This window comes from Burkholderia sp. NFPP32 (genome assembly GCF_900119325.1).
Classification (GTDB): Bacteria; Pseudomonadota; Gammaproteobacteria; order Burkholderiales; family Burkholderiaceae; genus Burkholderia; species Burkholderia pyrrocinia_C.
In genome coordinates this window covers 80,915-101,304 of record NZ_FPJP01000024.1, presented here as the reverse complement: position 1 = coordinate 101,304, position 20,390 = coordinate 80,915, and the positions used below count along the sequence as shown (strand labels likewise).

Here is a 20,390-nt window from a genome sequence, read left to right as displayed (position 1 = left end):
CGGACTGCGTGAACGGGTCGCCCGGCTTCAGCGAGAACGCGAAGCGGGTCGCGGCCTCCTGCTTCGGATCTTCGATGTCGACGGGGCCCTTGAACGTCAGGTCGACCGTCGACACGACGGTCTGCGGCCCCGGATCGACCGCGATGCGCACGTCGCGCTTGCCGTCGCGCATACGCACGTCGGTGCGCACGACCGGCGAGAAATAACCGGCTGTCGCGGTCAGGTCGCGCACCTGTTGCGGCGTGGCGGTCACGAGGAAGTCGAACTGGTCTTCGCTGATGTCGTCGCGCTTCGCGAAGCGCGCAATATCGAGATGCGACTTGAGCAGCTTGCGGACCGAGCGCGGCGCGTCGATGTCGACGTCGTACTTCGCGTGGGCCGGCAGCGCGAAGAACGCGGCGACGCACCCCGCGAGGACCGCCCGCGCGGCGCGGGCCGCGGCGCCGGCGCGATTGCGTGCCGCGCGCGGGCCCGGGTCATGCGCCATGTGTGCTTGCTGGTTCGACTGCCCCGCCAAATATGACCTCGCCCTCGGTTGTCACGGTTTCGTGGAAACCCTGTATTTGACCACAGGGCAGCGGCCATGCCCGCACGCGCAAGGCTTTGACGCTTGCGCGCAACGGCGCGCACCGGCCGGGGCCGCTTCGCCGCAGGTGCGGGCCCGCGGATTCGACGCGCGATTGGCGCCGGCCGTTCCCGCGATGCGGTAAAATCCCGCCAACGCGAATCCGGCGCATCGTGCGCCGCCCGAAACGGAAAATCCAGCCATGCCGTACCAGTCCGACGTCACGCAGTTCCTGAACCAGCTCAAGCAGCAGAAGCCGACGCTCGAGGAAGAGCAGCGCAAGGGCCGTTCGCTGCTGTGGGACAAGCAGCCGATCGACCTCGAAGAGCGCGCCGACCAGCAGGAATCGCGCGTGAAGCAAACGTCGTACGTCTACTACCAGAACTTCTGACGACGTGAGCGCCGCCGACGAGGCCAGCGCCGCCCGGCAGGACGACGCGATCGCCGCGCCCGCGGGCGCCGATTCGACGCCCGACACGGTCGACGGTGTCGCGGCGTTCGCGCGCCTGTACGGCGAGCCGCTCTTCAAGCTGCCGCAGGATCTCTACATCCCGCCCGACGCGCTCGAGATCTTCCTCGAGACGTTCGAAGGCCCGCTCGACCTGCTGCTGTACCTGATCCGCAAGCAGAACTTCAACGTGCTCGACATCCCGATGGCGCAGGTCACCGCGCAATACCTGGGCTATGTCGACCAGATCCGCACGTCGAACCTCGAACTGGCGGCCGAATACCTGCTGATGGCCGCGATGCTGATCGAGATCAAGTCGCGGATGCTGCTGCCGGTCAAGAAGGCCGACACCGGCGACGAAGCGGAGGATCCGCGTGCCGAACTCGTGCGCCGCCTGCTCGAATACGAGCAGATGAAGCTCGCCGCGCAGCGCCTCGACCAGTTGCCGCAACTCGGCCGCGACTTCCTGCGCGCCGAGGTCTACATCGAGCAAAGCATCACGCCGCGCTTTCCCGACGTGAACTCCGACGACCTGCGCGCCGCGTGGGCCGACGTGCTCAAGCGCGCGAAGCTCGTCCAGCACCACAAGATCTCCCGCGAGGAGCTGTCGGTGCGCGAACACATGAGCCTGATCCTGCGCCGGCTGCAAAACGCGCGCTTCATGGAGTTCGCCGACCTGTTCGACACGTCGCGCGGCGTGCCGGTCGTCGTCGTGAACTTCATCGCGATGCTCGAACTCGCGCGCGAATCGCTCGTCGAGATCACGCAGCCGGAGCCGTTCGCGCCGATCTACGTGCGCCTCGCGTACCTCCCCGCTTAAGGCCCGCGCCCGCCCTTCCCGTTCTCCCGATTCACGCCGACGCTCGCCGCTTCGCCGCGGCGGGTGGCCGCGCCCCCCAGTCGCCGCTCGTTTTTCGGCACGCCCGATTAAAAAGTGAACGATCGTTCTCTTTTCGATGCGTTTGGCGGCCAAATCCTCTACAATCCGCCGACGCCCGATGCGCCGCCCGCGCGCCGGCGTTCTCCGCTTCGACCCCGACGCCGCTGCCGCGGCGCCAACGCGCGCATGCGCGAGGAACCCGCTACCCGATCATGAAAGTCATCAGCTCGATCCATGAACTGCGCGACCAGCTGCGCGGCCAGAACCGCACGGCGTTCGTGCCGACGATGGGCAACCTGCACGAAGGGCACCTGTCGCTGATGCGCCTCGCGCGCCAGCACGGCGACCCGGTCGTGGCGAGCATCTTCGTCAACCGGCTGCAGTTCGGCCCGAACGAGGATTTCGACAAATACCCGCGCACGCTGCAGGACGATATCGAGAAGCTGCAGAAGGAAAACGTCTACGTGCTGTTCGCGCCGACCGAGCGCGACATGTACCCGGAACCGCAGGAATACCGCGTGCTGCCGCCGGACGATCTCGGCGGGATCCTCGAAGGCGAATTCCGGCCCGGTTTCTTCACCGGCGTGTGCACGATCGTGTCGAAGCTGATGGCCTGCGTGCAGCCGCGCGTCGCCGTGTTCGGCAAGAAGGACTACCAGCAGCTGATGATCGTGCGCCGCATGTGCCAGCAGCTCGCGCTGCCGGTCGACATCATCGCGGCCGAAACCGTGCGCGACGAGGACGGCCTCGCGCTGTCGTCGCGCAACCGCTACCTGTCGGCCGACGAGCGCCGGGAGGCGCCCGAACTCGCGAAGACGCTGCAGCGCATGCGCGAAAGCGTGCTCGGCGGCGAGCGCGACCTCGGCAAGCTCGAGCAACAGGCGCGCACGCACCTGGCCGAGCGCGGCTGGGCGCCCGACTACCTGTCGATCCGCCGCCGCGCGAACCTGATCGCGCCGAGCGCCGCCGAACTCGAAGCCGGCGAGCCGCTCGTCGTGCTCGCGGCCGCGAAGCTCGGCGCGACGCGCCTCATCGACAACCTGGAAATCTGACGGGCCGCCCGCCCGCGCCTCTCACGACGCATCACGGAGACACCATGCAGCGCCACATGCTCAAATCGAAGATCCACCGCGCGGCAGTCACGCACTGCGAACTGCATTACGAAGGCTCGTGCGCGATCGACGAAGACCTGCTCGAAGCGTCGAACATCGTCGAAAACGAACGGATCGACATCTGGAACATCAACAACGGCGAGCGCTTCTCGACGTACGCGATCAAGGGCGAGCGCGGCAGCGGGATGATCTCGCTGAACGGCTCGGCCGCGCGCCGTGCGCAGCTCGGCGACCTCGTGATCATCGCGGCGTTCGCGATGGTCGACGAAGCCGAACTGCAAGCCGGCTGGAAGCCGAAGCTCGTGTTCATCGACGACGGCAACAAAATCAAGGGCCACCGCGATCACGTGCCGACGCAGAACTGGACCTAACCTGACCGGCCGCCCGCGTGCCGTGGCGCGCGGGAGCGGCTGCGCCGCCTGTGGTCGAAGGGCCGGATCCCGTGCGACACGGGATCCGGCCCTTTCTCATTTCAGCGCGCGCCGGCCTCGGGGCCGCGCGATCGGATCAGGACGCCTTGGCGGCCTTCTCCGCCTTCGGCGCAACGCGCTCGGCCCATTCGACGATCGGCCGCCACTGTTCGAGATCCTTCTCGACGCGGCTCTTCGCGACATCCCACAGCGTGAGGCCGTGCGCGGCGATCTGCACGTAGTTCTGCGTGTCGCGCACGTAGCCGAGCACCGGCAGGCCGAGCCCTTCGACGAAGCGGTGCAGCTGGTCGGACGAGCGCGTGCGCGCATCGACCCGCATCCCGACGATCCCGACCTCGACGCTGCCCTTGCGCATGGCCTTCTCGCCGGCGAGGCGCTCCAGAAACTGCTGGGTCGCGAGAATATCGAACATCGACGGCTGCAGCGGCACGATCACCTTGTCGGCCAGTTGCAGCGCGACGCCGAGCCGGTTGCCGTGCAGGCCGGCCGGCGTATCGATCACCGCATATTCGAGGCCGCGCGGCGGCTTCGACGGCGCGTCCGGATCGAGATCCCATGACTCGATCGCCGGCAAGCCGGCCGGCCGCAGGTCGAGCCATGCGTGCGCGGACTGCTGCCGGTCCAGGTCGGCGAGCGCGACCCACGCGCCCTGCGCCGCGAAATAGCCGGCAAGATTGGTGGACAGCGTGCTCTTGCCCACGCCGCCCTTCGGATTCGCCACCACGATCACCGTCATGAATTCCCCCGAAAAAGCCACGCGGCACCGGCCGCATGGCTGGCGCCGCTCGATTGCGGATACAGGGAGCGATGATATCGGCAAACGGGGGATCACCGGAACGGGTCGCGCTGAACCGCGCCCCTGATACTTCCTTACACGCGCTGAACCGCGGCCTCCCGGGCGCCGATCGCGAACGCGCCGCCGCCCAGCAGCGCCTGCACGGCAAGCGTGACGGCCCAGAAGGCCGGATATTCCCAGCCGCCGTTCGGCGACGAGAAGCTCCAGCCGTTCGGCAGATGCGCGGCCGTCGCGCCGAGCATGAACGGCAGCAGCGCGAGCGCGGCAACCCGCACGCGGAAACCCGCGAGCAGCGCCAGGCCGCCGGCCAGTTCGACGAACGTCGTCAGGTATGCGAGCCAGCCCGGCAGGCCGATCGACGCGAAGAACTGCGCGGTGCCGGGCAGCGTGAAGACGAACACCTTCTGCGCGACGTGCGCGAGGTACAGCACGCCGAGCGCGACGCGCAGCAGCATCGCGGCGAAATCGTTCAGGCGATTGGGGTTCATGGCGGATTCCTTCGTGAGTGGATGAGAATGGGCCCCACTCTATTCGAACCGATTTGGCCGATAAACATGCCAATCCGCTTTAACTGATTCCCAACAGGAACGAATAAGATTCAAAAAAAGGGGCACGACCGATCATGCCCCGATCCCCACTTCAGTACCCGCTCTTGCCTTGTGTGGCGTCGCCGGAACCGGACTGGCCGCCGCCCGGTGTGTACGAATCGCACGCGTGCGCAACCGCCGATGCGCCCAGCAGCGCCGCGAGCAGCACGCTCCACCACCATCGAACCTTCATCATCGGACTCCTTCAGGCGGACCTCCGCCCTCCTTGTGTTGTACGCGATCCGGCGGAAAAAGCGAGGGCGGCCCGGAGCCGCTTCAGCGAAACTCGGCGTACAGCGCGTCCAGGTCGAGATGTTCGGCGAACGTGTCGGCCAGCCGTTCCAGCGATGCCTCGCGCAGCGCCGGATAGTCGATGCGCTCCGCGCCGTCGAGCCCGGCCCACGCGAGCAGCGCCGCGCACGCGTCGGGCGCGTCGAACAGCCCGTGCACGTAGGTCGCGAGGATCTGGCCGTCGGCCGAAACCGCGCCGTCCGGGCGCGCGCCGTCCTGTGCGGTGTCGGCTGCCAGCGCCAGCGCGGGCGCGGCGAGCGCGGGCCCGCGCGTGTCGCCCATGTGGATCTCGTAGCCGCGCACGGCGGCCCCGCACGGCAGCGTGAGATGACCGGTCACGTTCTTCAGCGTCTTGTCGGGCTGCAGCGTCGTGTCGAAATCGAGCAGCGCGAGCCCCGGCACGCTGCCGGGCGCGCCTTCGAGGCCGAGCGGATCGTCCAGCGTGCGGCCGAGCATCTGCATCCCGCCGCAGATACCGATCACCTTGCCGCCGTAGCGCAGGTGGCGACGGATCACCGCGTCCCAGCCCGCGTCGCGCAGCCATTCGAGATCGCGCTGCACGCTCTTCGAGCCGGGCAGGATCAGCAGGTCGGCATCCGGCACCGGGCCACTCTTCCAGTACGTGAACTCGACCTGCGGATGCGCGCGCAGCGGATCGAAATCGGTGTGGTTGCTGATGCGCGGCAGCGCGGGCACGACGACGCGCAGTACGCCGGCGGCGCCACGTGCGGCGGCGCTGCGCGCCTGCGCGGGCAGCATGTCCTCCGCATCGAGCAGCAGCCCGTGCAAGTACGGCAGCACGCCGAACACGGGCTTGCCGGTCTGCGCGCGCAGCCAGTCGAGCCCCGGTTCGAGCAGCTTGAAGTCGCCGCGGAAACGGTTGATCACGAAGCCGCGCACGCGCGCGCGCTCGCTATCCGACAGGCACGCGAGCGTGCCGACCAGATGCGCGAACACGCCGCCGCGGTCGATGTCGGCGACGAGCACGACCGGGCAGTCGACGCGTTCGGCAAAGCCCATGTTCGCGATGTCGCCGTCGCGCAGGTTGATCTCGGCCGGGCTGCCTGCGCCCTCGACGATCACCGTGTCGTAACCGGCACGCAGGCGCGCGTACGACTCGAGCACCGCGTCGAACGCGACCGGCTTGTAGCCGTGATATGCCCGCGCGTCGAGGTTCGTGCGCGCCTTGCCGTGAATGATCACCTGCGCGCCGCGATCGCTCGTCGGCTTCAGCAGCACGGGGTTGAAATCCGTATGCGGCGCGACGCCCGCGGCCAGCGCCTGCAGCGCCTGCGCGCGGCCGATCTCGCCGCCGTCGGCCGTCACCGCGCTGTTGAGCGCCATGTTCTGCGGCTTGAACGGCGCAACGCGCGCGCCGGCACGGCGGGCCAGGCGGCACAGGCCCGCGACGAGCGTGCTCTTGCCCGCGTCGGACGTCGTGCCCTGGATCATCAGCGTACCGCGCGGCCGCGGCTCGGGTGCATTCATCGTGTTAAAGGTCGTCGCGAAGCAAAGGCCGCATTATCGCCCGCGCCGGTACGCCTGCGCCGTTACAATCACGCGATGATTCCGCACGACCTCACCTTCGTCCTCGGCGGCGCTCGCTCGGGCAAGAGCGCGCATGCCGAGCGGCTCGCGGCCGACAGCGGCCGCCCCGTCACCTACATCGCGACCGCGACCGCCGCCGATGCCGAATTCGCGCAGCGCATCGCGCATCATCGCGCGCGCCGGCCGGCCGACTGGGGGTTCGCCGATGCACCCGTCGACCTCGCCGGCACGCTCGCGCGGCTCGACGATCCGCATGCATGCCTGCTGGTCGACTGCCTGACGCTGTGGCTCACGAACCTGCTGTGCCCGGCCGCCGGCGAACCGCTCGACGATGCGCAGTACGCCGCGCAGGTCGAGCGGCTCGAACACGCATTGCGCGGCACGCGTGCGAAGGTGATCGTCGTCAGCAACGAGATCGGGCTCGGCGTCGTGCCGCTCGGGGCGGCCACGCGCCGCTACGTCGACGAACTCGGGCGCCTGAACCAGCGCGTCGCCGCGCTCGCGACGCGCGTGACGCTGCTCGTCGCCGGGCTGCCGCTCGACCTCAAGACGGGAGCGCCGTCATGCTGATGCTGTCGCTGCCCGTCGTCGCGATGCTCGCGGTCGCGGCCGCGATCATCGACCGCGCGATCGGCGAACCCGCCGGCTGGCATCCGCTCGTCGCGTTCGGCCGGCTCGCCGCGCGCATCGAAGGCGCATTGAACACGGGCCGGCGCGGCCGCGTAGTCGGTGTCGCCGCGTGGGCCGCGGCCGTCGTGCCGCCAGTGGCCGTCGCCGCATGGCTCGTGGCCGTGCTGCCGTGGCCGCTCGCGGCCGCGCTGCACGTCGCGCTGCTGTGGTTCGCGCTCGGCGCGAAAAGCCTCTCCGACCATGTCGCGCCGATCGCCGCGGCGCTGCTGCGGCGCGATCTCGACACCGCGCGTAAGCTGACCGCGCGCATCGTGTCGCGCGACACGAGCGACGCCGACGAAGGCGCGTTGTCGCGCGCGGCCGTCGAATCGGCGCTCGAAAACGGCAACGACGCGATCTTCGGCGCACTCTTCTGGTTCGTCGTCGCGGGCGGCCCCGGCGCGCTGCTGTTCCGGCTCGCGAACACGCTCGACGCGATGTGGGGCTACCGCACGCCGCGCTTCCTGACCTTCGGCTGGGCCGCCGCGCGCCTCGACGACGCGCTGAACTGGATTCCTGCGCGCCTCACGGCAGCAAGCTACGCGCTGCTCGGCGACACGGGCGCCGCATGGCGCTGCTGGCGCACGCAGGCGCGCCACTGGGACAGCCCGAACGCGGGCCCGGTAATGGCCGCGGGCGCCGGCAGCCTGAACGTCCAGCTCGGCGGCCCGGCCGTCTATCACGGCGAAATCGAGGATCGGCCGGCGCTCGGCACCGGTGCAACGGCGACCGCCGTCCACATCGTCGCCGCGCTATCGCTCGTCACACGCACGCTCGCACTGTGGCTCGCGCTGCTGGTCGCGAGCGGCGCTCTCGTCATGGCCACCCATCATGTCTGACACACGCATCGCGCACGGCGGCAACCTGCATGAAGCCGCACGCCGCCACGGCATTCCGTACGACGCGTGGCTCGACCTGTCGACCGGCATCAATCCGGTCGGCTATCCGGTGCCGCCCGTCCCGGCCGACGCGTGGCGCCGGCTGCCCGACGACGGCGACGGCCTCGCGGCCCGTGCCGCGCAGTACTACCACGCGCCCGATCCCGCACACGTGCTGCCGGTCGCCGGCAGCCAGGCCGCGATCCGCGCATTGCCTGCGTTGCTGCCGACCGGCGACGCCGGCGTCGCGTCGCTCGCGTACGGCGAATACGCGCCCGCGTTCGCGCGTCACGGCCATCGCGTCGTTCCGCTCGACATCGGCACGGATACGCTGCCGGCGACGCTGCGCCACGTCATCGTCGGGAATCCGAACAACCCGACCGCCGAATTCGTGCCGGCCGAGCGCCTGCTCGGCTGGCATGCGCAGTTGTCGGCCCGCGGCGGCACGCTGATCGTCGACGAGGCGTTCGCCGATACGGGCGCGACGCAATCGCTCGCGCCGCAGGTTGATCGGCCGGGGCTCGTCGTGCTGCGCTCGGTCGGCAAGTTCTTCGGTCTCGCCGGTATCCGCGCGGGCTTCGTGCTCGCATGCCCCGAACGGATCGTCGCACTGCGCGACATGCTCGGCGCATGGACGGTCGGCGGCCCCGCGCGTCACGCGGTCGCCGCGGCGTTCGCGGATCGCGCATGGCAGGCCGCCGCCCGCGAACGGCTCACGGCCGACGGCGAGCGGCTGGCCGCACTGCTGCGCGCGCATGGCTTCACGGTTCGCGCGACACCGCTGTTCAGCTGGACCGACGATCCGCGCGCCGCGGCGCTGCATGCGGCGCTCGCGGCACACGGGATCTGGACGCGGTACTTCGCAAAGCCGTCGAGCGTGCGCATCGGCCTGCCGGACAGCGAAGCCGAATGGCAGCGCCTCGGTGTTGCGCTCGCGCACTGCGTGCCGACGCTGCAACAGGAATCCGCATGAACCCGCGCATGTTCCGCCGGCTCGCGCCGGCTGCGACGCTGGCCGCGCTCGCTCACGCGCCGTTCGTTCATGCCGATGTCACGACGCGCGACGACGCCGGCAATACGGTTACGCTGCCTGCACCCGCGCAGCGCGTGATCAGCCTCGCGCCGCACGCGACCGAGCTGGTCTACGCGGCCGGCGGCGGCGCGAAGCTCGTCGGCACCGTCACGTACAGCGACTATCCGCCCGCCGCGCAAGCGGTGCCGCGTGTCGGCGACAACAAGGCGCTAGACCTCGAACGAATCGCGGCGCTGAAGCCGGACCTGATCGTCGTCTGGCGGCACGGCAACGCCGAGCGGCAGACCGACGCGCTGCGCGCGCTGCATATCCCGCTGTTCTTCAGTGAGCCGAAACATCTCGACGACGTGTCGTCGTCGCTGCGCCGGCTCGGCACGCTGCTCGGCACGCAACCGGCGGCCGATGCGGCCGCGGCGTCCTTTGCGCACGACATCGCGACGCTGCGTGCACGTTACGCCGCGCGGCCGCCCGTCACGATGTTCTTCCAGGTCTGGGACCGCCCGCTGACGACGCTCAACGGCGCGCACCTGATCAACGACGTGATCGCGCTGTGCGGCGGCCGCAACGTGTTCGCGTCGCTCAAGCCGCTCGTGCCAAGCGTCACCGACGAGGCCGTGCTCGCGGCGAATCCGGAAGCGATCGTGACGACGAGCGCCGGCGCGACGCGCTCGGACGAACCGTTGCCGAGCCTTGCACGCTGGCGCGCGTGGCCCGCGCTGACGGCCGTGGCGCGCAACAACCTGTTCGCGATCGACGGCGATCTGCTGACGCGGCCGTCGCCGCGGATCGCGCAGGGCGCGGCCGCGCTGTGCGAGGATCTCGATGCCGCGCGTGCGCGGCGGCCGGCGCGCTGATTTCCGCTGACTTGCGCGTTTGCCGCGCACCTACTGATGCGTTCGTGCTTGAGGTGGTTCGATCGCGCGTTGTGTCGTTCACATGCTGACTCAGGCGAGCCTATTCGTCCCAGTGCACGACTTCCCATGTTCGCGCCGCGTCGTCCGCACGCAGCCAGACGACACCGCCCGTCGGCACCGGCCGCGACAGCAGCGTATCGAGCGGCACACGCAACACATGCGATGCGAACGCGCGGATCACACCCGCATGCGTGACCGCCCATTGCGTCCGATCGACCTGCGCAACCGCGTCAGCCTGCCGCGCAACCCGCGCGGCGAACCGCGCGACGCTTTCGCCGCCATGCGCGCACGCATGCATCAGGTCGGCCGCCCACGCATCGAGCGCTGCACGGTCGATATCGTCCCAGCGCCGCATTTCCCACGCGCCGAAATCCATTTCCTGCCAGCCGGCATCGCGCTGCAGCGGCACATCGAATGCGTGCGCGAGCCGTTCGGCAACCGAAGCGCATCGCGTCAGCGGGCTCGTCCAGAGCTGTTCGGGCGGCGGCGCGCCGAGAGCCGACAGATGCGCACGCACGGCATGCGCGCCGACGTCGGCCGACGCGGCGAGCGGCACGTCGCTGCGTCCGTAACACATGCCCGGCTCGACGCCGACGGCCGGATGACGGATCAGGACGACGTCCATCCGAGCACCACGAGATAGATCGCCAGTTCGCTCAGTTGCTGCGCGAAGCCGAGACAGTCGCCCGTATAACCGCCGATCCGTTTCACGAAGTAGCGGGCCACCCACACGCGCACGAGCACGAGCGCGACGCCCGCGGCGACACCCGTGCGCCAGTCCGGCCAGAACAGCCACGGCAACCCGAATACCGCCGCGACGCACGCCGCGCGTGCGCCCATCCGTTGCGCGACCGGCTTCGCCTTGCCTTCGGGCCGCACATAGTCGAGCGACATCAGCAGGCTGACGGCCGCCGCACGGCTCGCCGCATGCGCGGCGATCATCGTCCACGCGGCGCGCAGCGGCGGCATGGCCGCGAGCGCCTGCCATTTCAGGCCGAGCGCGATCACGAGCGCGACCGCGCCGAACGTGCCGATCCGCGAGTCGTGCATGATGCGCAGCACGTCGTCGCGCGTATAGCCGCCGCCGAACGCATCGCAACTGTCGGCGAGGCCGTCCTCGTGGAATGCGCCGGTCGCGAGCAGCGTCGCAGCCATCGACAGCCCGACCGCGATCGACGCGGGCAGCACGCGCAGCGCGGCGAGATAGACGAGCGCACCCCACGCGCCGACGCATGCGCCGACGAGCGGGAAATAGCGCGCGGCCTGGTCGAGATCGCCGGCTGCGTAGCCGATCGCGCGCGGCACGGGCACGCGCGTGAAATAGCCGAGCGCGACGAAGAAGTAGCGCAGTTCGGCACGCATGCCGCTTGCGCGATCAGGCGTCACGATTGTCGACGCCGGCGGACTCGAAGCTCGCCATCTCGCTGAGGAACGCAGCCGCCGCGCGCACGAGCGGCAGCGCGAGCGCCGCGCCCGTGCCTTCGCCGAGCCGCAGGTCGAGCGCGAGCAGCGGCTTCGCACCGAAATGCTCTAGCATGCGCCGGTGCCCGGCCTCGTGCGACGTATGCGAGAACACGCAGTAGTCGCGCACGCCGGGCGCGATGCGCTCGGCGACGAGCAGCGCGGCCGTCGCGATGAAACCGTCGACGAGGATCGTCATCCGCTCGCTCGCGGCCGCGAGATACGCGCCCGTCATCATCGCGATCTCGAAGCCGCCGAACGTCGCGAGCACGTCGAGCGGCGCGATCGCGTGCGAGTGCTTGACGAGCGCGCGGCCGAGCACCGCGCGCTTGTGCGCGAGGCCCTGGTCGTCGAGGCCCGTGCCGCGCCCGACGCACGCGTCGATCGGCACGTCGAGCAGGCGGCTCATCAGGCACGCGGCCGACGACGTGTTCGCGATCCCCATCTCGCCGAAGCCGATCACGTTCGTGCCGAGCGTTGCATGCAGGCGCACGCGTGCCGCACCGGCCGCGAGCGCCGTCATCGCCTCGTCGTGCGTCATCGCCGGCTCCGTCGCGAAGTTGCGCGTGCCGCGCGCAACCGGCAGCGACACCAGCCGGTCGGACAGCGGAAGCGGCGACGCAACGCCCGCATCGACGATCTCGAGCGTGCTCTGCGCGACGCCCGAGAACGCGTTGATCGCCGCGCCGCCGGCCAGGAAGTTCGCAACCATCTGCGCGGTCACCGCTTGAGGGTAAGGACTCACGCCCTCGGCCGCGATCCCGTGGTCGCCGGCGAACACGATCGTCACCGGGCGCTGCACGGTCGGCCGCTCGGTGTGCTGGATCAGGCCGATCTGCAGCGCGACCGCCTCGAGCTGGCCGAGGCTGCCGGGCGGCTTGGTCTTGTGGTCGATCACATGCTGCAGGCGCTTGCGCAGCGCGTCGTCGAGCGGCGCGATCGCGGGTGGGAAGTGGGTCGGAGTCGTCATCGGGAAGCCGTGTCGTTGGCGCGGCCTGCGCCGCGCATCATCGGAAAGGAAAAGGTCATTGTCGCTCGGGCCACGCAGGTAATAGCGCGTCGCGGCCATGCTCGCGGATCAGCACGAGCGGATAGCCGAATGCATCACTCGCACGCTCGGGCGTCAGCACGTCGTGCACGGGGCCGGCCCACGCATGACCGCGGCCGTCGAGCAACAGCGCATGCGTCGCGAAACGCCGCGCGAGATTCAGGTCGTGGCACGAGAACAGCACCGTGCGCGGGCCCGCGTCAAGCCACGCTGCCAGCGCCGTCAGGCAGTCGATCTGGTGATGCAGGTCGAGATGCGCGAGCGGCTCGTCGAGCAGCATCAACGGCGCATCCTGGCACAGCGTCGCGGCCAGCGCGACCCGCTGCCGCTCGCCGCCCGACAGCGACAGCACGTCGCGCGACGCGAGCGCGGTCAGGTCGAACGTCGCGAGCGCGTCGCGCGCGGCCGCGCGATCGCCGTCGCGCTCCCAGCCCCAGCCGCCGAGATACGGAAAGCGGTTGAGCAGCACCGTGTCGAACACGGTCGCGCTGAATGCATCGTGCAGTTGCTGCGGCATCAGCGCGCGACGCTGCGCGAGCTGCGCGGGCGGCCATGCGGCGAGCGGCCGGCCGTCGACCTCGACCCGGCCGCCGGCCGGCGGGTGCAGCCCCGCGAGCGTCGCGAGCAGCGTCGTCTTGCCCGCGCCGTTCGGCCCCGCGACGCACCAGATTTCGCCGGGACGGAAGGCCTGCGTGAAGCCATCGAGCAGCGTGCGCGCGCCGGCCTTCAGCGTCAGGTCGACGGTCGCGCAGGCCATGTCGTTGACGGAAGCAGCGGCGTGCCGCGCAGTACCTGTCATCGCATCGGCCTCCTCAGCAACATCCACAGGAACACCGGCACGCCGATCAACGCGGTCATCACGCCGACCGGCAGTTGCGCGGGGGCGATCGCGGTGCGCGCGAGCAGGTCGGCCGCCATCACGCCGCCGCCGCCCGCGAGCATCGCGGCCGGCAGCAGCATGCGCTGGTCGTTGCCGAATGCGAGCCGCAGCGCGTGCGGCACGACGAGGCCGACGAAGCCGATCGTGCCCGCCGTCGTCACCGCGGCCGCCGCGGCCAGCGACGCGACGAGATAGATCCGCACGCGCAGGCGCGCGACGGGTACGCCGAGCGCAAGCGCGGTCGCGTCGCCACGCAGCAGCACGTTCAATTGCGGCGCGGCCGGCAGCGCGACACATGCGGCCAATAGCAGCGCGCCCCACGCGAACCACGGTGCGGTCACGCCGTTCAAGTCGCCCGTCAGCCAGAAGATGATCCCGCGCAACCGCGCATCGGGCGCGAGCGACAGCAGCAGCGTAACGAGCGCGCCCCACCCTGCCGCGATCACGACACCGGTGAGCAGCAGCCGCGGCGACGCGTCGCGCGCATCGCCGCGCCACAGCTCGCGGCGCGCGAGGCCGAGCACGAGCGCAACCGACACGAGCGCGCCGGCGAACGCCGACGCATCGACGAGCCACCACGCACCGCCCGCGATCATCGCGACCAGCGCGAACCCCGCCGCGCCGCCGGACACGCCGAGCACGTACGGTTCCGCGAGCGGGTTGCGCAGCAGCACCTGCAGCAGTGCACCGGCAAGCGCGAGCAGCGCGCCGCACGCGAAGCCCGCGAGCGCGCGCGGCAGGCGCAGCGTGCGGACGATGTCGGCGAACAGCGCATCGCCGCCATGCGGCGCGAGCGACGCGAGCGCCTGCCACGGCGACATCGGCACGCTGCCGATCGACAGCGACGCGACGAACAGCAACGCGACCGCGGCGGCCAGCGCGGCCCAGATCGCGGCGGCGCGCGCGGCGCTCATGCCGCGCACGGCGCTGCGCACGACGCGCGGCGCATCCGCTTACTGCTGCTGCCAGCCGAGCGTGACATAGGCGCCGCGCTTCGGCGTGTTGTAGGCATATGCAAGCTCGTAGTCCTTGTCGAGCAGGTTGTCGATGCGCGCGCTGACGTACCACGACTTCGTGATGTTGTAGCGCGCGGACAGGTTGACGATCCCGTAGCCGCCGAGCCGCCCGCCGCCCGGATCGTTGCGCGCGCCGCTCACGAGCCATTCGCCGCCGACGCGCCACGCGCCGAATGCGCGGTTCACGGCCATCGACGCGAAACGTCGCGCGCGGCGGTCGAGATCCTGATTCTGCGTTTCGTTGACCGGGTTCTGCAACGTGGCGGCAACCCGTACGTCGGTCGCGCCGACATGCCCCTGCCACGACCCTTCAAGCCCCTGCACCTTCGCGCTGCCGACGTTCTGCGCAATATAGTAGAAACCGCTCCCGTCGGGCCGATAGTTGATCAGGTTCGCGTAGCGCGTCTGGAACGCGGTGAGCCGCATCACACCCACTGTGTCGGACGCGTACTGCAGCGCGGCCTCGATCGAATGGCTGTGCTCCGGCTGGATCGACGGGTTGCCGGCCATCGGGTAATAGAGGTCGTTGAAGCTCGGCGCGCGAAACGCGTCCGAATAGCTCGCGGTCACCTTCCAGCGATCGGTCAGTTCGAGGCCGTAGCCGAGATAGTAGGAATTGGCGCCGCCGAAGTCCGAGTACTGGTCGCGGCGCAGGTTCGCCTGGAACTGCTGGCGGCCGAAGCGCCCCGAATAACCGATCCAGCCGGAATTCACGTGACGCTGCGGCGCGGCATACGCATTCGACATGAATTGCTGGTCGAGCCGCTCGTAGCCGGCCTGGATCAGGTGATCCGGTGCGATCCGGAAATCGTTCTGCCACGTGTACTGGCGGTTGTCGGTATTGAAGTGATCGGTATAGACGCCGTTCAGCGCCGACTGGCTGCGATCGTTGCCGGTCGACACGCTCAGGCGAGCGGTCCACCAGTCGGTGAGCTTGCCGTTCGCGAACGCACGCACCTGCTGTACGCGCGAATAGAGGTTGTTCAGGTCGGTCGGCACGCCCCACGCATTGTCGTAGCTGTTGTTGCCGTTCGACTGGAAATAGCTGACGCCCGCATCCCAGCGGTCGTTGAAGCGGTGGCGCAGCGCCGCGGTGATGCTCTCGTTCAGGTAGCCGTTCGCATTCGGGTTCGCGTTCGGCTTCTTCGCCGGGTCGAGCGCGGAAAAACCGTTGTCCTTGTCGCGTGCGATCGACACGCTGAACGTCGTCTTCCCGTCGCTGTCGAGCCGGCCCGCTACGCCGGCCTGCTGCGTCTGCGTGCCGTAGCTGCCGACGCCGACCGCGAAGTTGAAGCGCGGCGGATGATTGCCGCCGTCCTTCGTGAACACCTGCACGACGCCGCCGATCGCGCCCGAGCCGTACAGCGACGACACGTTGCCATTCACGATCTCGACGCGCTCGATCTGATCGAGCGGCAGTTGGCTCAGTTGCGCGGCACCGAGACTCGCGGAATCGACCCGCACGCCGTCGATCAGCACGAGCGACTGCGTCGACTCCGCGCCGCGCAGAAACATCGTCGTGCTCGCGCCGGGGCCACCGTTACGCACGATCTGCGCGCCCGGTGCGAACGCGAGCAGCGTCGGCAGGTCGGCGCCCGGATGCGCGGCGATATCCTGCGCGTCGAATACGGTGGTTTGCGGAATCGTGTCGGCCAGCGCCTGCGGCGCCCGCTGCGCGGTGACGACGACCGGTTCGAGCATGGTCGCAGCGGCAGGCCGGGCCGTTGGCGCGGCGGACGTTGCCGCGGGTACGGCGGGCGCCGCGGCATCGGCATTCGCCGCGGTCTGCGCGGCGGCGGCAAGCGGCAATCCGCAGAGCGCGCCGAGCGCCGTGCGGACGATTGGGGTCAGCATGAAGATAAATCCCGTGAAGCACTGCGCACCCCGCCTCCCCGCAGGCCGCGCGTCACGAAGCCCGTGCGGGCTCCCCGCCTCGGCCGGTATCCGGGCTGGCGGCGTACCGGCTCGCCTTCCCGCGCGATGACGCGCAGTGGCCCGCGCCCGCGTGCGAAACCTGCACGCGGAACGCGCCTGAGCCGGCCTGCGTCACTGGACGCGGCCGCTTACCGTTGCGGGGGCAGCGCAGGTTGGCGGCCTCCCGGCGGAGCCCGCTCCCTGCTTCCCGTTTAACCGCGCGTTTCACGCGCGAGCACCGAGGCGGCGCCAGTTTAGGAGCCGCTCGCGCGAGCGTCAAGGAAGCGTCCGGACCCGCACGTGGCGCGCCTATTCGCGGCAAGAAGCGGGGGTGTTACGACTGGAAACGTTACAGATGTCGGATTGCGCGTTATTCCGCGCTAAAATGCTGGGTCTTTAGAGGACGCAGCAAATGCTCAACGAACTCGAAACCCTATCTCAAAATATTGGCCGTCTGATTTCGCTGAACAAGCGCTATCACTCGGAACGGCTCGCGCTCGAGGAGCAGGTCGCGCAATTGCGCGCGGAAGCGGACACGGTCCGCGCGGAACTCGCGCAACTGCGCGATGAACGCAATGCGCTCGCGGCCGAGCGCGACACGCTGTCGGCAAAGATCGACGACGCGCAGGTGAAACTGAACGCGATTCTCGAAAAGCTGCCGCGCTCGAAAAGCGCGGAGCAAGCCGACAACCAGCTCGACCTGCTGGATGCGCAGGCGCGTACGGATGGCGATGACGCGGCCAGCCACGGAGAACATGCATGAGCACCAAGCAGATCGAAGTCTCGATTCTCGGTCAGGCCTATCGTCTCGCCTGTTCGGCCGAGACCGAAGCGGCACTGCTCGAGGCGGTCGCGCGCGTCGACGCCGAAATGTCGAAAATCCGCTCGAACAGCTCGGTACGCGGCACCGATCGCATCGCGGTCATGGCGGCACTGTCGCTCGCATCGGAATTGCTGCGGCTGCAAACGAGCGTGCGGCACGGCGAAGCATTTCCGGCGGAGGAAATCCGTCGTACAATGCACCAGATGAACGAACAGCTCGGCGCTGTGCTCGCACAGCACGAGACGCAGTAAGGTTTTAATCGATGCGTCGATTCTCCTTGATCTCGGCGATCAACGGTGGTCAAATTGGCGCATCGAAACACAGTTCAGTCAGCTTCCCTGCCTGGTTCGCCAAGGTCATATATTCCTTGAACCAATGCCATGTGCACGGTTGCGGAAATTTGTAGCACGGGCGCGCGCGTCACTCTGTCTGATGTACCCGAAGTGCTGCTAACTGCGACCAATTCTGAACCTCAGGTTCAGGATGCCGGCCTAGCGGCCAAGGCGGGGGCCTATCCAACGGCATCGGGCGAGTCCCGGTGCCGTTTTCTTTTTCAGGGTCTGTTTGCATGCGGAACGCGCATGCAAACAGACCATCATGCCTCCTGCTGCGTCGATCACGATCCATGCAATACTGGCTGATGAAGTCCGAACCGGACGAAGCAAGCATCGACGATCTCGCCAACGCACCGCAGCGCTCGCTGCCGTGGACCGGCGTGCGTAACTATCAGGCGCGCAATTTCATGCGCGACACGATGAAGATCGGCGACGGCGTGCTGTTCTATCACTCGAGCTGCCCCGAGCCGGGCATCGCAGGCCTCGCCGAAGTATCGTCGACGCCCTACCCCGATCCCACACAGTTCGATCCGAAAAGCCCCTATTACGACCCGAAGTCGACGCAGGAAGCGCCGCGCTGGCTGCTCGTCGACGTGCGCTATGTGAAAAAGTCACCGCTCGTGCCGCTCGCCGCACTGCGCGAACACGACGAGCTCGCCGACATGCGCGTGCTCGCACGCGGCAACCGGCTGTCGATCACGCCCGTCACGCGCGCCGAATGGCGGTTCATCACCGAAAAGCTGATGAAGTAGGCGCACGCAGTAGGCGCACGCGCCAAACGTCAAATCTGGTCAGCACGCGCTGCCGCCGCGGAACTCGCGGGTCTTTCGCGCAGCCTAAGCAACCGCTGTCGGCCAATCGGGCCGGCTGTTGTTTTTTTCGCGCGGTACGCCCGCGTCGCGCACGCGTGATCCGCGTACGCGCCCTCGCACAAGGAGTCCAACAATGACCAAGAAATCCGCACTCGCGCTGTCGCTCGCACTCGCCGCCGCCGTTCCCGTCGCACTGACGCTCGCGTCGCCCGCCGCGCACGCGCAGACCGCGAACCCGCACTTCCCGGAACCGGCGGGCGTGCTGTCGCTTTCGTCGCAGGCCAGCGCCGACGTGCCGCAGGACATCATCCACATCACGCTGTTCTACGAGCAGCAGGCAAAGGATCCGGGCAGCCTCACGTCCGCGCTGAACCAGCGTGCCGATGCCGCGCTGTCGCAAGCGAAGGGCGTATCGGGCGTCACCGCGCACACGGGCGCATTCTCCGTGTATCCGAGCACCGATCGCGACGGGAAGATCTCCGCATGGCGCGGCCGCACCGAGGTCGCGCTCGAATCGCGCGATTTCGCCGCGGCGTCGAAGCTTGCAGGCCAACTGTCGAACCTGATGCAGGTCGCGAACGTCGAGTTCTCGCTGTCGCCTGAAGCGCAGCGCACGGCCGAGCAGAAGCTCACGACCGAAGCGATCAAGTCGTTCCGCGCCCGCGCTGACGAAGCCGCGAAGGCGTTCGGCTACAGCAGCTACACGATCCGCGACGTCAACGTCGGCAGCGGCCGCAACGTGCAGCCGTACCCGCGCATGATGGCGATGGCCGCGGCGCCGATGGACAGCGCGAAGATGAGCGCACCGATCGCGGTCGAAGGCGGCAAGGCCACCGTGTCGGTCACCGTCAACGGCTCGGTGCAGATGAAGTAACGCGCAACGCGCGGCTTTCGGAAATGAAAAACGCCGGCCCGAGGGCCGGCGTTTTTCATTTGCACGCGTGTTGCCGATGCACGCGCCAGTTGCGCGCGCATCGGTATCGCATCACGCTGCCGCATTCACCGCGCGGCGACGATACGCCCAGACCATCAGCGCGATGCCCCCGAGGATCATCGGCAGCGACAGCCACTGCCCCATCGACAGGCCGAGCGCAAGCAGGCCGAGGAAATCGTCGGGCTCGCGCGCGAACTCGACCGTGAAGCGCGCGAGGCCGTAGCCGATCAGGAACAGCGCGGACGCGGCGCCCATCGGCCGCGACTTGCGCGAGAAGAAGAACAGCGCGAAGAACAGCGCGATGCCTTCGAGCGCGATTTCATAGAGCTGCGAAGGATGGCGCGGCAGCATCTGGTACTGCATGAACACGTCGGCGAGATGCCACTTCTCGACGAGCGCCGGATGTTTCGGCAGCCACGCCGCATCGTCGCGCATCGCGCCCGGGAACAGCATCGCCCACGGCGCCGCCGGGTCGGTCACGCGGCCCCACAGCTCGCCGTTGATGAAGTTGCCGAGACGCCCGGCCGCGAGCCCCGTCGGCACCATCGGCGCGACGAAATCGGTGACCTGCAGCCAGTGGCGCTTGCGCTGCCACGCGAACAGCATCATCGCAAGCGTCACGCCGAGGAAGCCGCCGTGAAACGACATGCCGCCCTCCCACACCTTGAACACGTCGAGCGGATGCGAGAAGTAGAAATCGGCCTTGTAGAACAGCACGTAGCCGAGCCGGCCGCCGAGCACGGTGCCGAGCACGCCGTAGAACATCATGTCGTCGATGTCCTTCGCGGTCCAGCCCTGCGCCGCGACGTGCGGCAGTTTCAGGCGGACCCGGCCGACGACGATCGCCGCGATGAAGCCGACGAGATACATGAGGCCGTACCAGCGCACGGCCAGCGGCCCGAGATGGATCGCAACGGGGTCGAAATTCGGGTGAATGATCATGGGTTAGCGAAGAAGTTTTCGAATGCGGTACGGCCATCGCGAACGCGCAGCACCGCGCATTGGACGGCACCGG

The 20,390-nt window shown here is 68.9% G+C and carries 23 protein-coding genes, 1 other RNA gene, 1 pseudogene and 1 riboswitch; of the genes and pseudogenes, 13 read left to right on the top strand and 12 right to left on the bottom strand.

The genetic code is table 11. The annotated features are described in order from the left end of the window. Window positions 1-517: pseudogene (locus tag BT264_RS30870) on the bottom strand (outer membrane protein assembly factor); the annotation flags it as partial. A gap of 250 nt (window positions 518-767) precedes the next feature. Here BT264_RS30870 and BT264_RS30865 point away from each other — a divergent pair. From BT264_RS30865 to panD, 4 genes are all read left to right on the top strand, one after another. After that, a complete protein-coding gene (locus tag BT264_RS30865; protein WP_034178757.1) occupies window positions 768-956 on the top strand; it encodes a DUF3460 family protein in 189 nt (62 codons plus the stop codon). A gap of 4 nt (window positions 957-960) precedes the next feature. Then, the gene (locus BT264_RS30860; protein ID WP_034178758.1) at window positions 961-1,833 is read left to right on the top strand and encodes a segregation and condensation protein A; all 873 of its coding nucleotides are present in this window, start codon (window positions 961-963) and stop codon (window positions 1,831-1,833) included. Between the two features lie 272 nt (window positions 1,834-2,105). After that, on the top strand, window positions 2,106-2,945 hold the full coding sequence (gene panC / locus BT264_RS30855) for a pantoate--beta-alanine ligase (RefSeq protein ID WP_072443531.1): 840 nt from the start codon (window positions 2,106-2,108) through the stop codon (window positions 2,943-2,945). Between the two features lie 44 nt (window positions 2,946-2,989). Continuing rightward, window positions 2,990-3,376: an aspartate 1-decarboxylase gene (gene panD / locus BT264_RS30850; RefSeq protein WP_031398432.1), complete on the top strand. Its 387-nt coding sequence runs from the start codon at window positions 2,990-2,992 to the stop codon at window positions 3,374-3,376. A 136-nt stretch (window positions 3,377-3,512) separates the two neighbouring features. On the opposite strand, the gene BT264_RS30845 is transcribed toward panD, so the two are convergent. The 4 genes from BT264_RS30845 to BT264_RS30835 all read right to left on the bottom strand — a co-directional run bounded on the left by BT264_RS30845 (window position 3,513) and on the right by BT264_RS30835 (window position 6,598). Then, on the bottom strand, window positions 3,513-4,172 hold the full coding sequence (locus BT264_RS30845) for a ParA family protein (protein WP_072443533.1): 660 nt from the start codon (window positions 4,170-4,172) through the stop codon (window positions 3,513-3,515). A 134-nt stretch (window positions 4,173-4,306) separates the two neighbouring features. Beyond that, complete coding sequence (locus BT264_RS30840) at window positions 4,307-4,720, bottom strand: DoxX family protein (protein WP_072443535.1); 414 nt, start codon at window positions 4,718-4,720, stop codon at window positions 4,307-4,309. A 151-nt stretch (window positions 4,721-4,871) separates the two neighbouring features. Continuing rightward, window positions 4,872-5,015: a hypothetical protein gene (locus tag BT264_RS39385; RefSeq protein WP_175964185.1), complete on the bottom strand. Its 144-nt coding sequence runs from the start codon at window positions 5,013-5,015 to the stop codon at window positions 4,872-4,874. 80 nt (window positions 5,016-5,095) lie between these two features. Continuing rightward, the gene (locus tag BT264_RS30835; protein WP_072443537.1) at window positions 5,096-6,598 is read right to left on the bottom strand and encodes a cobyric acid synthase; all 1,503 of its coding nucleotides are present in this window, start codon (window positions 6,596-6,598) and stop codon (window positions 5,096-5,098) included. A gap of 75 nt (window positions 6,599-6,673) precedes the next feature. Between BT264_RS30835 and cobU the strand changes: the two genes are divergently transcribed. Genes cobU through BT264_RS30815 form a run of 4 tightly spaced genes read left to right on the top strand, consistent with a single transcriptional unit; the run spans window position 6,674 to window position 10,092 of the window. Then, entirely contained in the window at window positions 6,674-7,228 is a 555-nt protein-coding gene (gene cobU / locus BT264_RS30830; protein ID WP_072443539.1) for a bifunctional adenosylcobinamide kinase/adenosylcobinamide-phosphate guanylyltransferase, read from the top strand. Then, a complete protein-coding gene (gene cbiB / locus BT264_RS30825) occupies window positions 7,222-8,166 on the top strand; it encodes an adenosylcobinamide-phosphate synthase CbiB (RefSeq protein ID WP_072443541.1) in 945 nt (314 codons plus the stop codon). Before cobU ends, cbiB begins: the two co-directional genes overlap by 7 nt. Beyond that, window positions 8,159-9,178 carry a threonine-phosphate decarboxylase CobD gene (gene cobD / locus BT264_RS30820; RefSeq protein WP_072443542.1) on the top strand — a complete coding sequence of 340 codons (1,020 nt, stop codon included), beginning with the start codon at window positions 8,159-8,161 and terminating at the stop codon, window positions 9,176-9,178. The genes cbiB and cobD overlap by 8 nt, the downstream gene beginning before the upstream one ends. Continuing rightward, on the top strand, window positions 9,175-10,092 hold the full coding sequence (locus BT264_RS30815) for a cobalamin-binding protein (protein ID WP_072443544.1): 918 nt from the start codon (window positions 9,175-9,177) through the stop codon (window positions 10,090-10,092). Before cobD ends, BT264_RS30815 begins: the two co-directional genes overlap by 4 nt. A gap of 100 nt (window positions 10,093-10,192) precedes the next feature. Here the strand turns inward: BT264_RS30815 and cobC are convergent, their stop codons facing one another. The 6 genes from cobC to BT264_RS30785 are packed head-to-tail and all read right to left on the bottom strand — an operon-like array spanning window position 10,193 to window position 16,411. Beyond that, window positions 10,193-10,777, bottom strand: coding sequence for an alpha-ribazole phosphatase (gene cobC, locus BT264_RS30810; RefSeq protein WP_072443546.1), 585 nt, complete (start codon window positions 10,775-10,777; stop codon window positions 10,193-10,195). Next, on the bottom strand, window positions 10,762-11,514 hold the full coding sequence (locus tag BT264_RS30805) for an adenosylcobinamide-GDP ribazoletransferase (protein ID WP_072443547.1): 753 nt from the start codon (window positions 11,512-11,514) through the stop codon (window positions 10,762-10,764). Before BT264_RS30805 ends, cobC begins: the two co-directional genes overlap by 16 nt. A 13-nt stretch (window positions 11,515-11,527) precedes the next feature. Continuing rightward, window positions 11,528-12,583, bottom strand: a complete 1,056-nt coding sequence (cobT, locus tag BT264_RS30800) for a nicotinate-nucleotide--dimethylbenzimidazole phosphoribosyltransferase (protein ID WP_072443662.1) — start codon at window positions 12,581-12,583, stop codon at window positions 11,528-11,530. Between the two features lie 55 nt (window positions 12,584-12,638). Next, complete coding sequence (locus tag BT264_RS30795; RefSeq protein ID WP_072443549.1) at window positions 12,639-13,460, bottom strand: ABC transporter ATP-binding protein; 822 nt, start codon at window positions 13,458-13,460, stop codon at window positions 12,639-12,641. Continuing rightward, window positions 13,457-14,455 (bottom strand): FecCD family ABC transporter permease, encoded by a 999-nt coding sequence (locus BT264_RS30790; protein ID WP_072443665.1) that lies wholly within the window; start codon window positions 14,453-14,455, stop codon window positions 13,457-13,459. The genes BT264_RS30795 and BT264_RS30790 overlap by 4 nt, the downstream gene beginning before the upstream one ends. 39 nt (window positions 14,456-14,494) lie before the next feature. Beyond that, a complete protein-coding gene (locus BT264_RS30785; RefSeq protein WP_072443550.1) occupies window positions 14,495-16,411 on the bottom strand; it encodes a TonB-dependent receptor domain-containing protein in 1,917 nt (638 codons plus the stop codon). 63 nt (window positions 16,412-16,474) lie between these two features. Next, window positions 16,475-16,729, bottom strand: a riboswitch (cobalamin riboswitch). Window positions 16,730-16,883: 154 nt separating this feature from the next. Here BT264_RS30785 and BT264_RS30780 point away from each other — a divergent pair. The 5 genes from BT264_RS30780 to BT264_RS30760 all read left to right on the top strand — a co-directional run bounded on the left by BT264_RS30780 (window position 16,884) and on the right by BT264_RS30760 (window position 19,315). Further along, window positions 16,884-17,234, top strand: a complete 351-nt coding sequence (locus BT264_RS30780; RefSeq protein WP_006478092.1) for an ATPase — start codon at window positions 16,884-16,886, stop codon at window positions 17,232-17,234. Further along, the gene (locus BT264_RS30775; protein WP_011352906.1) at window positions 17,231-17,545 is read left to right on the top strand and encodes a cell division protein ZapA; all 315 of its coding nucleotides are present in this window, start codon (window positions 17,231-17,233) and stop codon (window positions 17,543-17,545) included. The genes BT264_RS30780 and BT264_RS30775 overlap by 4 nt, the downstream gene beginning before the upstream one ends. Window positions 17,546-17,626: 81 nt before the next feature. Beyond that, a non-coding RNA gene (gene ssrS / locus BT264_RS30770) (6S RNA) lies at window positions 17,627-17,808 on the top strand. 111 nt (window positions 17,809-17,919) lie between these two features. Beyond that, window positions 17,920-18,381 (top strand): EVE domain-containing protein, encoded by a 462-nt coding sequence (locus BT264_RS30765; protein WP_034178770.1) that lies wholly within the window; start codon window positions 17,920-17,922, stop codon window positions 18,379-18,381. A 193-nt stretch (window positions 18,382-18,574) separates the two neighbouring features. Beyond that, window positions 18,575-19,315 carry an SIMPL domain-containing protein gene (locus tag BT264_RS30760; protein WP_072443552.1) on the top strand — a complete coding sequence of 247 codons (741 nt, stop codon included), beginning with the start codon at window positions 18,575-18,577 and terminating at the stop codon, window positions 19,313-19,315. 111 nt (window positions 19,316-19,426) lie between these two features. Here the strand turns inward: BT264_RS30760 and lgt are convergent, their stop codons facing one another. Further along, window positions 19,427-20,317: a prolipoprotein diacylglyceryl transferase gene (gene lgt, locus BT264_RS30755; protein ID WP_072443554.1), complete on the bottom strand. Its 891-nt coding sequence runs from the start codon at window positions 20,315-20,317 to the stop codon at window positions 19,427-19,429. Between the last annotated feature and the right edge of the window lie 73 nt (window positions 20,318-20,390).

Excerpts from the sequence above, each read along its gene's own strand:
- BT264_RS30865 (WP_034178757.1), top strand. The coding sequence starts at position 768 with ATGCCGTACCAGTCCGACGTCACGCAGTTCCTGAACCAGCTCAAGCAG.
- panC (WP_072443531.1), top strand. The coding sequence starts at position 2,106 with ATGAAAGTCATCAGCTCGATCCATGAACTGCGCGACCAGCTGCGCGGC.
- panD (WP_031398432.1), top strand. The coding sequence starts at position 2,990 with ATGCAGCGCCACATGCTCAAATCGAAGATCCACCGCGCGGCAGTCACG.
- BT264_RS30845 (WP_072443533.1), bottom strand. The coding sequence starts at position 4,172 with ATGACGGTGATCGTGGTGGCGAATCCGAAGGGCGGCGTGGGCAAGAGC.
- BT264_RS30840 (WP_072443535.1), bottom strand. The coding sequence starts at position 4,720 with ATGAACCCCAATCGCCTGAACGATTTCGCCGCGATGCTGCTGCGCGTC.
- BT264_RS39385 (WP_175964185.1), bottom strand. The coding sequence starts at position 5,015 with ATGATGAAGGTTCGATGGTGGTGGAGCGTGCTGCTCGCGGCGCTGCTG.
- BT264_RS30835 (WP_072443537.1), bottom strand. The coding sequence starts at position 6,598 with ATGAATGCACCCGAGCCGCGGCCGCGCGGTACGCTGATGATCCAGGGC.
- cobU (WP_072443539.1), top strand. The coding sequence starts at position 6,674 with ATGATTCCGCACGACCTCACCTTCGTCCTCGGCGGCGCTCGCTCGGGC.
- cbiB (WP_072443541.1), top strand. The coding sequence starts at position 7,222 with ATGCTGATGCTGTCGCTGCCCGTCGTCGCGATGCTCGCGGTCGCGGCC.
- cobD (WP_072443542.1), top strand. The coding sequence starts at position 8,159 with ATGTCTGACACACGCATCGCGCACGGCGGCAACCTGCATGAAGCCGCA.
- BT264_RS30815 (WP_072443544.1), top strand. The coding sequence starts at position 9,175 with ATGAACCCGCGCATGTTCCGCCGGCTCGCGCCGGCTGCGACGCTGGCC.
- cobC (WP_072443546.1), bottom strand. The coding sequence starts at position 10,777 with ATGGACGTCGTCCTGATCCGTCATCCGGCCGTCGGCGTCGAGCCGGGC.
- BT264_RS30805 (WP_072443547.1), bottom strand. The coding sequence starts at position 11,514 with ATGCGTGCCGAACTGCGCTACTTCTTCGTCGCGCTCGGCTATTTCACG.
- cobT (WP_072443662.1), bottom strand. The coding sequence starts at position 12,583 with ATGACGACTCCGACCCACTTCCCACCCGCGATCGCGCCGCTCGACGAC.
- BT264_RS30795 (WP_072443549.1), bottom strand. The coding sequence starts at position 13,460 with ATGACAGGTACTGCGCGGCACGCCGCTGCTTCCGTCAACGACATGGCC.
- BT264_RS30790 (WP_072443665.1), bottom strand. The coding sequence starts at position 14,455 with ATGAGCGCCGCGCGCGCCGCCGCGATCTGGGCCGCGCTGGCCGCCGCG.
- BT264_RS30785 (WP_072443550.1), bottom strand. The coding sequence starts at position 16,411 with ATGCTGACCCCAATCGTCCGCACGGCGCTCGGCGCGCTCTGCGGATTG.
- BT264_RS30780 (WP_006478092.1), top strand. The coding sequence starts at position 16,884 with ATGCTCAACGAACTCGAAACCCTATCTCAAAATATTGGCCGTCTGATT.
- BT264_RS30775 (WP_011352906.1), top strand. The coding sequence starts at position 17,231 with ATGAGCACCAAGCAGATCGAAGTCTCGATTCTCGGTCAGGCCTATCGT.
- BT264_RS30765 (WP_034178770.1), top strand. The coding sequence starts at position 17,920 with ATGCAATACTGGCTGATGAAGTCCGAACCGGACGAAGCAAGCATCGAC.
- BT264_RS30760 (WP_072443552.1), top strand. The coding sequence starts at position 18,575 with ATGACCAAGAAATCCGCACTCGCGCTGTCGCTCGCACTCGCCGCCGCC.
- lgt (WP_072443554.1), bottom strand. The coding sequence starts at position 20,317 with ATGATCATTCACCCGAATTTCGACCCCGTTGCGATCCATCTCGGGCCG.